The 12,796-nt window shown below is 71.4% G+C and carries 15 protein-coding genes; 5 read left to right on the top strand and 10 right to left on the bottom strand.

Annotated features, from left to right (window positions below; translation table 11 throughout):
* Positions 1–161: 161 nt before the first annotated feature.
* The 4 genes from AB5J50_RS08800 to AB5J50_RS08815 all read right to left on the bottom strand — a co-directional run bounded on the left by AB5J50_RS08800 (position 162) and on the right by AB5J50_RS08815 (position 3,015).
* Positions 162–923, bottom strand: a complete 762-nt coding sequence (locus AB5J50_RS08800; RefSeq protein WP_327427108.1) for an SDR family oxidoreductase — start codon at positions 921–923, stop codon at positions 162–164.
* A gap of 17 nt (positions 924–940) precedes the next feature.
* Positions 941–1,702 carry a 3-oxoacyl-ACP reductase FabG gene (gene fabG / locus AB5J50_RS08805; protein ID WP_369256506.1) on the bottom strand — a complete coding sequence of 254 codons (762 nt, stop codon included), beginning with the start codon at positions 1,700–1,702 and terminating at the stop codon, positions 941–943.
* A gap of 159 nt (positions 1,703–1,861) precedes the next feature.
* A complete protein-coding gene (locus tag AB5J50_RS08810; RefSeq protein WP_369256508.1) occupies positions 1,862–2,245 on the bottom strand; it encodes a DUF3037 domain-containing protein in 384 nt (127 codons plus the stop codon).
* Complete coding sequence (locus tag AB5J50_RS08815; RefSeq protein ID WP_369256510.1) at positions 2,242–3,015, bottom strand: HipA family kinase; 774 nt, start codon at positions 3,013–3,015, stop codon at positions 2,242–2,244. Before AB5J50_RS08815 ends, AB5J50_RS08810 begins: the two co-directional genes overlap by 4 nt.
* A 230-nt stretch (positions 3,016–3,245) precedes the next feature.
* Here AB5J50_RS08815 and AB5J50_RS08820 point away from each other — a divergent pair, with 230 nt between their 5' ends.
* Complete coding sequence (locus tag AB5J50_RS08820) at positions 3,246–3,686, top strand: Rieske (2Fe-2S) protein (protein ID WP_327427112.1); 441 nt, start codon at positions 3,246–3,248, stop codon at positions 3,684–3,686.
* A gap of 12 nt (positions 3,687–3,698) precedes the next feature.
* On the opposite strand, the gene AB5J50_RS08825 is transcribed toward AB5J50_RS08820, so the two are convergent.
* A complete protein-coding gene (locus tag AB5J50_RS08825) occupies positions 3,699–4,337 on the bottom strand; it encodes a cysteine hydrolase (protein ID WP_369256513.1) in 639 nt (212 codons plus the stop codon).
* Between the two features lie 144 nt (positions 4,338–4,481).
* Here AB5J50_RS08825 and AB5J50_RS08830 point away from each other — a divergent pair, with 144 nt between their 5' ends.
* A complete protein-coding gene (locus tag AB5J50_RS08830) occupies positions 4,482–4,949 on the top strand; it encodes a pyridoxamine 5'-phosphate oxidase family protein (protein WP_327427114.1) in 468 nt (155 codons plus the stop codon).
* Between the two features lie 106 nt (positions 4,950–5,055).
* Here the strand turns inward: AB5J50_RS08830 and AB5J50_RS08835 are convergent, their stop codons facing one another.
* A complete protein-coding gene (locus AB5J50_RS08835) occupies positions 5,056–5,958 on the bottom strand; it encodes a LysR family transcriptional regulator (protein ID WP_330303050.1) in 903 nt (300 codons plus the stop codon).
* 75 nt (positions 5,959–6,033) lie between these two features.
* On the opposite strand from AB5J50_RS08835, the gene AB5J50_RS08840 reads away from it, so the two are divergent.
* Positions 6,034–6,969, top strand: a complete 936-nt coding sequence (locus tag AB5J50_RS08840) for a DMT family transporter (RefSeq protein WP_369256516.1) — start codon at positions 6,034–6,036, stop codon at positions 6,967–6,969.
* Between the two features lie 53 nt (positions 6,970–7,022).
* Here the strand turns inward: AB5J50_RS08840 and AB5J50_RS08845 are convergent, their stop codons facing one another.
* Positions 7,023–8,354: an aminotransferase class I/II-fold pyridoxal phosphate-dependent enzyme gene (locus AB5J50_RS08845; protein WP_369256518.1), complete on the bottom strand. Its 1,332-nt coding sequence runs from the start codon at positions 8,352–8,354 to the stop codon at positions 7,023–7,025.
* Between the two features lie 47 nt (positions 8,355–8,401).
* Here AB5J50_RS08845 and AB5J50_RS08850 point away from each other — a divergent pair, with 47 nt between their 5' ends.
* Positions 8,402–9,103, top strand: a complete 702-nt coding sequence (locus tag AB5J50_RS08850; protein WP_369256520.1) for a pyridoxamine 5'-phosphate oxidase family protein — start codon at positions 8,402–8,404, stop codon at positions 9,101–9,103.
* Positions 9,103–9,732 (top strand): FMN-binding negative transcriptional regulator, encoded by a 630-nt coding sequence (locus tag AB5J50_RS08855; RefSeq protein ID WP_369256522.1) that lies wholly within the window; start codon positions 9,103–9,105, stop codon positions 9,730–9,732. Before AB5J50_RS08850 ends, AB5J50_RS08855 begins: the two co-directional genes overlap by 1 nt.
* 95 nt (positions 9,733–9,827) lie before the next feature.
* Here AB5J50_RS08855 and AB5J50_RS08860 read toward each other — a convergent pair whose 3' ends face one another.
* The 3 genes from AB5J50_RS08860 to AB5J50_RS08870 all read right to left on the bottom strand — a co-directional run bounded on the left by AB5J50_RS08860 (position 9,828) and on the right by AB5J50_RS08870 (position 12,680).
* A complete protein-coding gene (locus AB5J50_RS08860; RefSeq protein WP_369256524.1) occupies positions 9,828–10,796 on the bottom strand; it encodes a DMT family transporter in 969 nt (322 codons plus the stop codon).
* 204 nt (positions 10,797–11,000) lie between these two features.
* The gene (locus AB5J50_RS08865; RefSeq protein ID WP_369256526.1) at positions 11,001–12,011 is read right to left on the bottom strand and encodes a DMT family transporter; all 1,011 of its coding nucleotides are present in this window, start codon (positions 12,009–12,011) and stop codon (positions 11,001–11,003) included.
* 84 nt (positions 12,012–12,095) lie between these two features.
* Complete coding sequence (locus AB5J50_RS08870) at positions 12,096–12,680, bottom strand: Clp protease N-terminal domain-containing protein (RefSeq protein ID WP_369256528.1); 585 nt, start codon at positions 12,678–12,680, stop codon at positions 12,096–12,098.
* Between the last annotated feature and the right edge of the window lie 116 nt (positions 12,681–12,796).

Consider the following 12,796-nt stretch of genomic DNA (forward strand, 5'->3'; position numbering starts at 1 on the left):
CACTTGATCAGCGCGGATGTGACTACGTTGTCAGGCTTCTGTGGAACCGTTGTCGAAGCCTTCGTCGAATCGGTGCTCGGTCGACGCCGTCGTAGTTTTTGTCAACCCTCCACAAATTGAGGGGTGCTCGACGCCACGCGGACCGCTGGACGGCGCGTGGGCTACTCCACTCCGGCGTTGAGGAACATGCCGCCGTCGACCACGAGCGTCTGGCCGGTGACCCAGTCCGACTGCTGCGAGGTGAGGAACGCGGCGGCGCCGCCGATGTCGGAGGGCACCCCGAGCCGGCCGAGCGGGTAGGCCGCGGCCGCCTCCGCCTCACGGCCCTCGTACAGGGCCGCGGCGAACTTGGTCTTCACCACTGCGGGCGCGATCGCGTTGACCCGCACCTTGGGCGCGAACTCGTGCGCCAGCTGCACGGTCAGGTTGATCATGGCGGCCTTGCTGATGCCGTACGCGCCGATGAACGGCGAGGGGGCGAGGCCCGCGACGGAGGCGATGTTGACGATCGCGCCGCCGTTCTCGCTCTGCCAGGCCTTCCAGGTCTGCTGGGCGAAGCCGAGCGCCGAGACGACGTTGGTCTCGAAGACCTTGCGCGCCACATTGAGGTCCAGGTCGGCGATCGGCCCGAACACAGGGTTCGTACCGGCGTTGTTGACCAGGAAGTCGACGCGCCCGAAGGCCTCCATGGTGCGCTCGACGGCGACGGCCTGGTGGGCCTCGTCGTGGGCCTTGCCGGCGACGCCGATGACGCGGTCGGAGCCGAGTGCCTCGACGGCCTCCTTCAGGGCGTCCTCGTTGCGGCCGGTGATGCAGATCCGGTCGCCGCGGGCGACCATGGCCTCCGCGACGCCGTAGCCGATGCCGCGGCTCGCGCCCGTGATGAGCGCGACCTTGCCCGAGAGTTCGGGAAGTGTGGTCATGTCCGTGCCTCCCGGCCTTAGTTGAGCGGCCCGCCGGCCACGTACAGCACCTGGCCGGAGACGAATCCGGCGGCCTCGCCGGTGAAGAAGGCGATGGCGTTGGCGATGTCGTCGGGGTTGCCGACGCGCTGGACCGGGATCTGGGTGGCGGCGGCGGCCTGGAAGTCCTCGAAGCCCATGCCGACGCGGGCGGCGGTGGCGGCGGTCATGTCGGTGACGATGAAGCCGGGCGCGACGGCGTTCGCGGTGACGCCGAACTTGCCGAGCTCGATGGCGAGGGTCTTGGTGAGGCCCTGCAGACCGGCCTTGGCGGCGGAGTAGTTGGCCTGGCCGCGGTTGCCCAGCGCCGAGGACGAGGACAGGTTGACGATCCGGCCGAACTTGGCGTCCACCATGTGCTTCTGGACGGCCTTCGCCATCAGGAAGGCGCCGCGCATGTGCACGTTCATGACCGTGTCCCAGTCGGACACGCTCATCTTGAACAGCAGGTTGTCGCGGAGCACGCCCGCGTTGTTCACCAGGATCGTCGGCGCACCGAGCTCCTCGGCGATCCGCGCGACGGCGGCCTCGACCTGGGCCTCGTCGGAGACGTCACAGCCGACCGCGATGGCCTTGCCACCGGCGGCGGTGATCTTCTCCACGGTGTCCTTGCACGCGGCCTCGTCGAGGTCGATCACCGCGACGGCGCGGCCCTCCGCGGCCAGTCGTACGGCGGTCGCGGCACCGATGCCGCGCGCGGCACCGGTGACTACGGCGACGCGCTGCTCAGTGGTGGACATTGCTGGTTCTCCTCGCCCTTGAAAAGCCCTGCGGCCTGACATGCCCTGCGGCTCACACGGTACGCCCCTGCGGTGAGCGACCGCTTAGTACCTTCAGCAGACGTGACGCTAGAAGCCCTGGCACTCGGTGTCAACGGCACACCGCGCGGGTGTGATCCATTACCTGACCAGCAACTGGAGCAACCGCTCCGTCTCGGCCTCCGGATCGGCGGTCAGTCCGGTGTGCACGGGCCCCGGCTGGACGACCGTCGAGCGCGGCGCGATCAGCCAGCGAAACCGCCGCCCGGCATCGTCGCGGGCCGCCTGACCTGCCGCTTCACCGCCCGCGCAGACCCCCTCGACAGCACGCAGCGCGGCCCGTACGCCCGGCACGTCCGCCTCCGGGTCGAGTGCCCGCAGCTTGGTCTCGTCCAGATGCGTACGCACCCCGACGTAGGACTTGGCGCGGCAGTACACCAGCACGCCCGCGTTGAAGCACTCGCCGCGCTCGATCCGCGGCACCACACGCAGCAGCGCGTACTCGAAGACGTCCCGCTCGCTCACTTGTCCCCCTCGATGCCGTCGATGCCCTTGATCCGCTCGTGGATGACGGCGGCGCGCGCCAGGAGCGGCTGCGCGTAGGCGCGGCGCAGCGCGTCGGCCGAGTCGAAGCCGGGCTCGTCCGCGAGCCACTCGTCGGGGATCTCGGCGGTCACCTCCGCGAGCAGCTCCTCGGTGACCATCGGCGCCAGCTCGGCGGCGGCCGAGGGGATGTCCGGCCCGAAGGACACGAGCGCGTGGTCGGAGACGTCGTACGGCTTGGCGGCGGAGGCCTCCGCGCCGGGCCAGTGGTGGTGCCAGATCATCGTGGCACCGTGGTCGATGAGCCACAGATCGCCGTGCCACATCAGCAGGTTGGGGTTGCGCCAGGAGCGGTCGACGTTGTTGACGAGCGCGTCGAACCAGACGATCCGCCCGGCCTCCTCGGGACTCACCCGGAAGGCGAGCGGATCGAAGCCGATCGCGCGCGTGAGGAAGTCCATCCCGAGGTTCAGCCCGCCGCTCGACTTCAGCAGCTCCTGGACCTCCTGGTCCGGTTCGCCGAGTCCCAGTACCGGGTCGAGGCCGATCGTCACCAGGCCGGGCACCCGCAGGCCGAGCCGGCGGGCGAGTTCACCGCAGACGACCTCCGCCACGAGTGTCTTGCGCCCCTGTCCGGCGCCGGTGAATTTCATGACGTACGTCCCGAGATCGTCGGCCTCGACGAGCCCCGGCAGCGAGCCGCCCTCACGCAGCGGCGTGATGTAGCGGGTCGCGATGACTTCCTTGAGCATCGCCCCAGGCTACTGGGGTGGTCACGGGCATCGGACGCGACCCGAGGGGGCCCGCCGCGCCCGCGTCCCGAGGGGGCCGGCCCGGCTGTCGACCCGCTGTCGATGAGGGCCGACCGGCTGTCGGCCCGCTGTCGATTGGGCCAAGAAGTCCCCAACCCCCTGAACAGGGCACACGGCCGGAGCGTACTTCTCTACAGATCAGCATCACGTCCGTTGAAGGGAAAGTCGGCATGACCAGCGAATCGCTTCACCCCGTTCCGGCACCGGCACGCCGCACCGTCGTGGCGGCGGTCGGCGCGGCGGGACTCGCCGTCGCGCTGACCGCGTGCGGATCGGACGACAAGTCGTCTTCGGGCTCGTCCACGGCACAGGGTGCCGCCGCCGGAACCGAAATCGCCAAGACCTCCGACATCCCCGAGGGCGGCGGCAAGATCTTCAAGGACCAGGGCGTGGTGGTCACGCAGCCCACCGCGGGCACCTTCAAGGCGTTCTCGTCCAAGTGCACTCACCAGGGCTGCGCGGTGTCGGGTATCAGCAACGGGGTGATCACCTGCCCGTGCCACAAGAGCGAGTTCTCCGTCACCGACGGCAGCGTGAAGAAGGGCCCCGCGACCCAGGCGCTGCCCGCCGAGAACATCACCGTGAGCGGGGAATCGATCAAGCTCGCGTGACCCCGGGGGAGTTCAGCGGCGCGGTCGCTTGAAGCAGGCCAGCACGTCGTCGGTCGCCGTGATGGTGGCGACCAGGGCGAGCGTGTTGCGGATCATCGCGGGGGTGTAGTCGGAGGGCACCCCCGCGATGGCGTCCGCGGGCACCACGGCGGTGTAGCCGCGGTTGACGGCATCGAACACGGCATTGGGGATGGCCACGTTGGCCGAGACACCGGTCACCACGAGGGTGCGGCAGCCCAGGTTGCGCAGCAGCGGGTCTACGTCGGTGCCCGCGATCGGCGAAAGGCCGTGCAGCCGGCGTACGACGAAGTCCTCCTCGGCGACCTCGATGGGTGGCGCGACCCGCACGGCCGTGGTTCCCGTCAGCTGCTGCACGGGCAGCCGCTCGGCCGCGCGGAACAACCGGGCGTTGTGGTTGGCGCCCCGGCCGTCCGGGCGCCGCTCGGCGATCGCGTGGATCACCTGCACCCCGCTCTCGTGCGCGGCGGCCACCAGCCGGGCGACATTGGCGAGCGCACCCGAGGACCGCGCCTCCTTGGCCAGTTCGGGCAGCGCGCTGTCCCGGCCCACGACACCCTGCTGGCACTCGACGGTGAGCAGCACCGTGGTGGCGGGCGCGAGGAGTTCGCTGAGCTGTTCGTACGACGGCATGGCTCCCCTTGTTGTCGGAGGTCGGAGCGGGCGAGCGTAACGACCATTGCGTGGGGACGGAAGACGGCCCATGCTTTTCTGACGCGATGTCAGAAGATCTCTGTCGGCCCGGACGAAGGCCGACGCAGAAGAAGAGGGGACCACATGGCCGTCACTCAGCGCAGAGGCCGGAAGATCATGATGACTCCCGGCGAACTGGACGAGTTCCTCACCACCCAGCGCACCTGCCGCGTCGCGACGGTGTCGAAGGACGGCGCCCCGCATGTGAGCGCCCTCTGGTTCGCCTGGGACGGGACCTCGCTGTGGCTGTACTCCGTGGTGCGCAGCAAGCGCTGGACGGAGCTGCGCCGCGACCCGCGGATCGCCGTGGTGATCGACTCCGGCGAGGAGTACGGGGAGCTGCGGGGCGTCGAGCTGTCCGGCACCGTGGAGTTCGTGGGCGAGGTCCCCCGCACCGGGGAACTGTGCGCCGAACTCGACGTCCCGGAGACCCTGTTCGCGCGCAAGAACTTCGGCCTGGAGGAGATGCCGCACGACGGCCGCCACGCGTGGGCGCGGCTGACGCCGGAAGCGATCGCTTCGTGGGACTTCCGGAAACTGCCGCCCCTATAGCCCACTTCGACGCGACTGACGTCGGCGCAACTCGCTTCCGTGCAGCTCACTTCCATGCAGATCACTTCCATGCAGATCACGTCCGTGCAGATCACTTCCGTCCGGCTCACTTGACGGCCTCCCCGGCCCTGCGCAAGGCGTCCACCGCCGCCCTGATCGACGGCCGGCGGTCGGCGTCGGCCCGCCACACGACGTACACATGGCGGCGCACACGCTGCCGCACCGGCACGGTGACGACTCCCTCGGGCATCGGATTGCGGCCGAGGAGGGGGGCCACGCACACGCCGAGCCCCGCGGCGACCAGGCCGAGCTGGGTGTGCGTCTCCGCCGCGCGATGGCCGATATGCGGTTCGATGCCCTTGGAGCGCAGCGTGAACATCAGCCACTCGTGGCAGAACTCGCCCTCGCCCCAGGTGATCCACTCGTCGTCGGCGAAGTCGCCGAGGTCCACCTCCGCACGGTCCGCGTGCCGGTGCCCGACCGGCATCGCCACATCGGCCGGGTCGTCGAGGATCGCCGCCTTCACGAGGCCGTCGGGCAGCGGCATCGGCTTGTTGTACCAGTCGAGCACGACCGCCAGGTCGAGATCGCCGCGCACCACCCCGGCGACGCCGGCCTCCGGTTCCAGCTCGCTGGAGCGCACCCGCAGCCCGGGGTGGTCGGCGCGGAGAGCGGCGAGCGCGGCCGGAAACAGCCCGCGCGCGGCGGTGGGGAACGCCGAAAGCCGCAGCTCACCCACCACCTGACCGCGCTGCGCCTCCAGGTCGGACTGCGCGAGCTCGACCTGGGAGAGGATGCGGGCGGCATGCTCGGCGAGCAGTCTCCCGGCGTCGGTGAGGCGCACGCCCCGCCCGTTCTTGGCAAGCAGCTGCTGCCCCACCTCGCGCTCCAGCTTGGACATCTGCTGGGAGACGGCCGACGTCGTGACGTGCAGTCCCTCGGCAGCGCCGCTCACCGAGCCGTGCCGGGCGAGGGCGTCGAGGGTGCGCAGGCGCTCCAGATTCAACATATAAGCAATGCTACGAGATACTGCTTGAAAAATCTCGCTTGTGCTACGAGATCACTCTGCCTCATCGTGGTGTCCATGAGCGCCGTGACCACTCCCCGAACCGACACCCCGACCGCCACGATCCCCCGCCGCCGCACCTCCCTCGACTGGCGGATCCGCTTCGGCGTCCTCTCCCTGATCTGGGGTTTCAGCTTCCTGCTCATCAAGGTCGGCACGGAGAGCTACGCGCCGTTCCAAGTCACCTTCGGGCGGCTGCTGTTCGGGACGGCAGTGCTCGCGGCGGCTATGGCGGTGAAGCGGGAGCGGCTGCCGCGCGGGGCCCGGACCTGGGGGCATCTCGCGGTCGCGGCCTTCCTGCTCAACGCGCTGCCGTTCTCGCTCTTCGCCTACTCCGAGCTGACGATCCCGTCCACGCTCGCGGGCATCTGCAACGCGACCTCGCCGTTGTGGGGCATGGCCCTGTCCCTGGTCGCCCTCTCCGAGGACCGGCCGACCCGGCGCAGGGTGGCGGGTCTCGGCATCGGCTTCCTGGGCGTCCTGACGGTCCTCGGCGTCTGGCAGGGCTTCCACGGCCTGGACGCCACGGGCACGGCGATGGCCCTGCTGGCCTCGCTGAGCTACCCGATCGGCTGGATCTACGTCCGCCGCACGCTGGCCGGCACCGGCCACTCGCACCTGTCGATGACCGGCGCCCAGCTGCTGCTCGCCACCACCCAACTGGCCCTCGTCACCCCGCTGTTCACCACCATGCCAAGCCACTTCCCGGTGGTCCCGCTGCTCGCGATCGTCGCCCTGGGAGCCCTCGGCACGGGCCTGGCCATGCTCCTCCAGTACGGCATCGTCGCCGAGGTCGGCCCGACGACGGCCCAGATGGTCACGTACTTCATCCCGGTGATAGCCACCGCGGCGGGCGTCGCGATCCTCGGCGAGTCGCTGACCTGGTCGACTCCGGTCGGCGCGGTGATCGTCCTCGCCGGCGCGGCGCTCACCCAGGCCAAGCCGCGCCGATGACCCGCGCATAGCGGCGTACGGGCCGGCTGACGCCGGACAGCGCACGAGCCGGGTCACATGTAACGGCGCGCGGGCGCCGGGCCCACGGCCGACGCGACGGCGTCCGCCAGCGGCTCGATGTCGTCCGGGGTCAGGGTCGAGACGGTGATCCGGATCCCGGGAGGCGCGCTCATCCGGAAGCGCGCCCCGGGCGCGACCGCCCAGCCGGAGTGCAGCAACCGCGCAACCGCCCCTGTCTCGTCCGGGACGGGGATCCACACGTTCATCCCGCTGCGCCCGTACGCCTCGATGCCCCGCTCCTTGAGGGCGTCGATCAGCGCGTCGCGGCGTCGTCCGTACGCCGCCGCCACGGCCTTGGCGTCCACCGCGCCGCCGGCCCACAGATGGACGACGGCCCGCTGGAGCAGATGGCTCACCCAGCCGGGCCCCAGCCGCTGCCGACCGTGCACACGGTCGACGGTGACGGGGTCCCCGGTGAGGACGGCGAGCCGCAGGTCGGGGCCGTACGCCTTGGCGACGGAGCGCACGAAGGCCCAGTTGCGCGTCACCCCGGCCAGCGGGTGCAGGGGCAGGTCGACGATCCGATGCCCGTGGTCGTCCTCGATGAGCAGGGTCTCCGGGTACTCCGCGAGCACGGAACGCAGGGCACGCGCGCGCGTGGCGCTCACCGCGGCGCCGGTCGGGTTCTGTGCCCGGTCCGTGACGATCAGGGCCCGCGCTCCGGCCTCCAGCGCACGGCGTACGTCGTCGGGAAGCGGGCCCTCATCATCGACACCGACACCGACCGTGCGCAGCCCGAGTGCGGGGGCGAGATCGAGCAGGCTGCCCCAGCCGGGGTCCTCGACGGCGACGGCGTCCCCGGGTTTGAGATGGACCGCGAGCACGCGCTCGATGGCGTCGAGCGATCCGGAGGTGACGACGACGGGCCCGCCGGGTACCCCGTCCGCGTCCAGGTCGGCGCGCGCGAGCCGGGCGAGCTCCGGTTCGACAGCCGCCGCCCCGTACATCACGGCCTCGCGGTCCGACCGCTCGGCGGCCGCCGCGAACGGCTCGGCGAGACCGGGCAGCAGTCCGCGGTCGGGGTTGCCGTCGGCCACGTCCCGCACCCCGTCCGGCACCTCGACCCGGATGTACTCGCGCCCCGTGGTGGCGGGCTTCGAGCGCACCCGGCTGCCGCGGCGGCCCGCGGTCTCGATGACCCCCCGCTCGCGCAGGGTCCGATAGGCGGCCGCGACGGTATTGGGATTCACCCCGAGGCGCTCGGCCAACTCCCGCATCGGCGGCAGCAGTTGACCCGGCTCCAGGTCTCCCGACCCCACCGCACGCTCGACGCTCGCGGCAATCTCGGCTGCGCGACGCCCTTCGATCCGATACTCTCCTAGCACAAACCAGATTATGCACTAGTGCAATACGGAAAGCAATGGAGAACGCGATGGCGGAGACGACGCAGGAGACGAGCACCCGGCCCGGGACGACGCGGCCCGCTGCCTACACCCCGACCGACCGCACCGTCCCCACCCGTTCCAAGGACCGCGCCGCGTACGACCACGAGCTGGTGCACGCGATACTCGACGAGGGATACGTCTGCCACCTCGGCTTCGTCCGCGACGGCGCCCCGGTCGTCCTCCCCACTCTCTACGGGCGGGTCGGCCGGCGCCTCTACGTGCACGGCTCGACGGGCTCGCGCCCGCTGCGGATGACGGGCCAGGCCGATCCCGGGCTGCCGGTCTGCCTGACCGTGACCCATGTCGACGGCCTGGTGCTGGCCCGCTCGGCCTTCCACCACTCGATCAACTACCGCTCCGTGGTGGTCCACGGCATCGCCCACCAGGTGACGGACCCGGACGAGAAGCGCACGGCCCTCGACGCACTGGTCGACCACGTCGTCCCCGGCCGCTCCTACGACTCGCGCCCCGCCAACGCCAAGGAACTGGCGGCCACCGCCGTGATCAGCCTCGACCTGGACGAGGTCTCCGCGAAGCTGCGCACCGGCGGCCCGAACGACGAGCCCGAGGACCTCTCGCTCCCCCACTGGACCGGAGTCCTCCCGCTGGCCAAGGGGTACGGCGCCCCGATCCCGGCCGACGACCTGGCCCCCGGCATCGAACTCCCCGACTACCTGACGACCCTCTGATGCTGATCCACCCCTGGGACGCGCCCCGCGACGAGGCCGAGTGGCAGCGGTGGCTCGCCACCCACGACTTCGGGCAGCTCGCGGTGAACGCCCTGCCCGGCGAGCCGCCGCACGTGCAGCCACTGCACTTCGCGTACGACGCCGAACGGGGAGAGGCTCTGACCCACTTGGCGCGCCCGAACCCGCTGTGGCCCGCGCTCGAAGCGAACCCGGTCGTGCTGCTGAGCGTGGTGGACGACTACACCTTCATCCCCGGCCCCTGGCAGGCCCCGCCGGACGCGCCGCCCGAGCACGGCACGCCGACGAGCTTCTACACGGCCGTCCAACTCCGCTGCACCGCCCACCTCGTGGACGATCCGGAGGAGAAGGCCGATCTGCTGAACCGCCAGGTCGGCCACTTCCAGCCGGACGGCGGCTCCGCGACCGCCGCCGTCGGCGAGGCTCCGTACGGCCGTCTCCTCTCCGGCATCCGCGGCCTCCGCCTCGAAGTGACCGACGTACGGGCGAAGTTCAAGTACGCGAGCCACAAACCGGAGGAGGTTCAGGAGCGGATCGCGGCCGGGCTGGCCGCGCGGGGCGGACCGGGGGACGCTGCGGCTCGGGAGCATCAGATGCGAAGGCGGGGCTGATTTTCAGCCCGTCCGGCATTTGAGGACCAGGCCGTTTCAGGCCGATACGGGGGATCTGGGGGGGCGCAGGCCCGAGCGAGCCCGCGCCCCACGCCTCAGACGAGCACCGCTTCCTCCTCGGGCTCCGCGTGCCCACCGACCCTCACGCCCCGCGTCTCCGCCACTGCGAGCCCCGCGACCGAGCCCAGCATCAGCAAGGTGCCCGCGATGGTCGCCACGGTGAGTCGTTCGCCCAGCAGCCCGACGGCCAGTGCTGCCGCGCTCACCGGCTCCAGGAGCATGATCACGGAGACGGTCGCGGCACGGACGGCAGCGGCACCCGCAAAGAACAGGGCGTAGGCCAGCGCGGTGGGAATGGCGGCGATGTACGCCAACAGGGCCAGGACGTGCACCGGTTGGGCAGCGTGCGGGACCAGACCCTCGGCCAGGCCGAGCGGCAGCAGGCAGACGGTGGTGACGGCGAACATCCACACCGTCGCGCCGGACCCGTCGGCTCGGCCGTCGCGGCCCCACCACCGGGTGAGCAGCGTCATCGTCGAGTACCCGGCCGCGGACACGACCGCGAGCACGACGCCCCCGGGGCGCACCGTCGCACCCCCGCTGCCCAGCACCAGCACCCCGAGCCCGGCGAGTGCCCCGGCGACGGCGGCGGTCCCGCCTTGCCCGAGCCGCTCCCCCATGGTCAGCCGCGCGCCGAGCGCGATGAGCACGGGCCCGGCGCCCAGCGTGACGACGGTTGCCACCGCGAGGCCGGTCGCCTCGACGGCGGCGAAGTAGGCGGTCTGGAAGACGGCGAGCCCAAGGCCCGTGACGCCGATCCGCAGGGCCTTGCGGCCGAGCGGCTCCCGGACGGCGGGCGCGACCCGCCGACGCCGCCGTAGCCGTACGGCGAGCAGCAGCACGAGTCCGCCGGCGCAGCGCCAGAAGGAGAGGGCGATCGGTCCCATGTCGCTGGCCCGGTAGACCAGCGACGCGGCCGCACCCGCGGTGCCCCAGGCGGCACCGGCGACGATCAGATAGAGGAGGCCTCGCCCGATGGGCAGGCCTGAAGCAGCATTCGACACGTGTTCTCTCCGCAGATACGCAGAAGTTCAGGAAGGGACCACGTCGCCGCCCATGCCGCGAGGGCAGGGGCGTACGGAAAGGTCCTCGGACTTCTTCTGCGGGCAGCACCGTTCCGCCCGGCACCGGGCCGGGCGTGGATTCCGGAGGGCCCGCCTCAGGCGGCCGGAGGCGGAAGAACGAGCGTCGAAGGCATGATCAGCACCCTAGGCGGCGGTCCCCTGGGCCGACAACTCCCTTTCGGCGTCGCTCCCGCCGCTGGCGACCGGCCCGTCCGAGGGCTTCGCGGGCGCCGACGACTGCGCGATGAGCGCGCCGAGCAGCACCACCGAACCGCCGATGATCTGCGGTGCCGAGAGGTGTTCGCCGAGCAGCACCCAGGCGAGGACGGTCGCGATCACCGCTTCGAGACAGGCCACGACGCCCGCGACCTGCGGGGAGAGCCGGCGCACGGAGACCACTCCGGTGACGTAGGCGACAACGGTCGCGATCAGCACGATCCAGCCGAGGAGCAGCGCGGCGGGCACGGACGTCCCGTTCATGTCCGCGCTGCCGCCGAGCACGGACCAGTCCATGGTCCAGGGGCGCGCGACGACGGTCAGTACGAGCGTGCCGCCGAGCAGCCCGTACGCGATCACGCCGAGCGGGTCCGGTGCCTCGTCGCCGGCGTCGCTGCCCTGGTCGGACAGGACGAAGTAGCCGACCTGGCAGCAGGCGGCGCCCAGTGCGAGCAGCAGTCCGACGACGTCGAAGCTCAGCCCGGACCGCACCTGGACCACGCAGGCGAGTCCGCCGACCGCGAGGACGACCCCGAGGGCCGCGGCGCGCGTCACGGGCCGGCGCTGCACGAAGCGCACCCAGCCGAGCACGAGCGCGGGCGCGAGGTACTCGACGAGCAGGGCGACGCCGACGGGGACACGGGAGATCGCGGCGAAGTAGAAGGCCTGGACACCGGCCACGCCGAGCAGTCCGAAGCCGGCGAGCAGCGCGGGGCGGCGGCGCACCAGCGCCCGGTGGCGTACGGCCAGCGGCAGCATCACCAGCGCGGCGCCCGTGACGCGCAGCCACACCACGTGGAGCGGGTCGAGCCCCGCTTCGATCAGCGGCTTGGCCGCGACACCCGATCCGCCGAAGGCCACCGCCGACGCGAGCGCGAGGCCCAGGCCGACGCCCCTTCCGCGGTTGCCCTGACTGCCCTGAGACGTATGCACCGGCACATGATGACAGGCGACGACATGAGCGTCATCCCCAATGACACCTGTCTCAATGACTGGGACTCGGCGGCCGGCCCGCCACCGCGCTCAGCAGTCGGCGTCGCCCCCGCCGACGCACTCCTCCAAGCCCGCCTCGATCCGCCGCAGCACCACTCGCGCGTCGGCTCCCGCACGCCCGAGGACCTCGACGGCCCGCGACTGGGGATCGGCGACGAGCGCCGCGAGGAGATCGAGACCGCTGGCTTGTTCGTCGCCCCGCAGCACGGCGCGCTCGTACGCGTCCTCCATGGCGCCTGCCGCCACCGGGGACCAGCCCGCCCCGGTCACCACCCGCACGGCGCCGGAGTCCTCGACGGTGCTCTGCCAGCGCAGTCCGTATCCGATGCTGCGCTGCACGAGATAGCCGAGCAGTCGGGCGACCTGCTGCCCGCCGTCGAAGACCGCGCGCACCTCCGGGTCGGACTCCAGCAGCGAGTGCAGCAGATGGGCGGTGTCGATCTGCCGGTCCCCGTCCCGCAGCGCCCTCCTGCGCGCACCGGAGACCACCGACGTCAGCTCGGCACTGAGCCCGACATCGATGTCCGTACGGTTCGAGCCGCTCTCGGCGGCGGACTGCTGGGGAATACGGGATGGCACAACCCCTACCCCATCAGTCTCTTCGAGCCGGGTCATCCGCGGCGGGCAGCATTTTCGCGTCCGACACAGGGTGGGCATCCATGAGCGGGTTCTCCTCCTTACGGATGACTTCGCGCCGATTTCCCCCTGGGGCGCGCGCCGCCTTGCTTCGC

The sequence above is a fragment of the Streptomyces sp. R35 genome (genome assembly GCF_041053035.1).
GTDB lineage: Bacteria > Actinomycetota > Actinomycetes > Streptomycetales > Streptomycetaceae > Streptomyces > Streptomyces lutosisoli.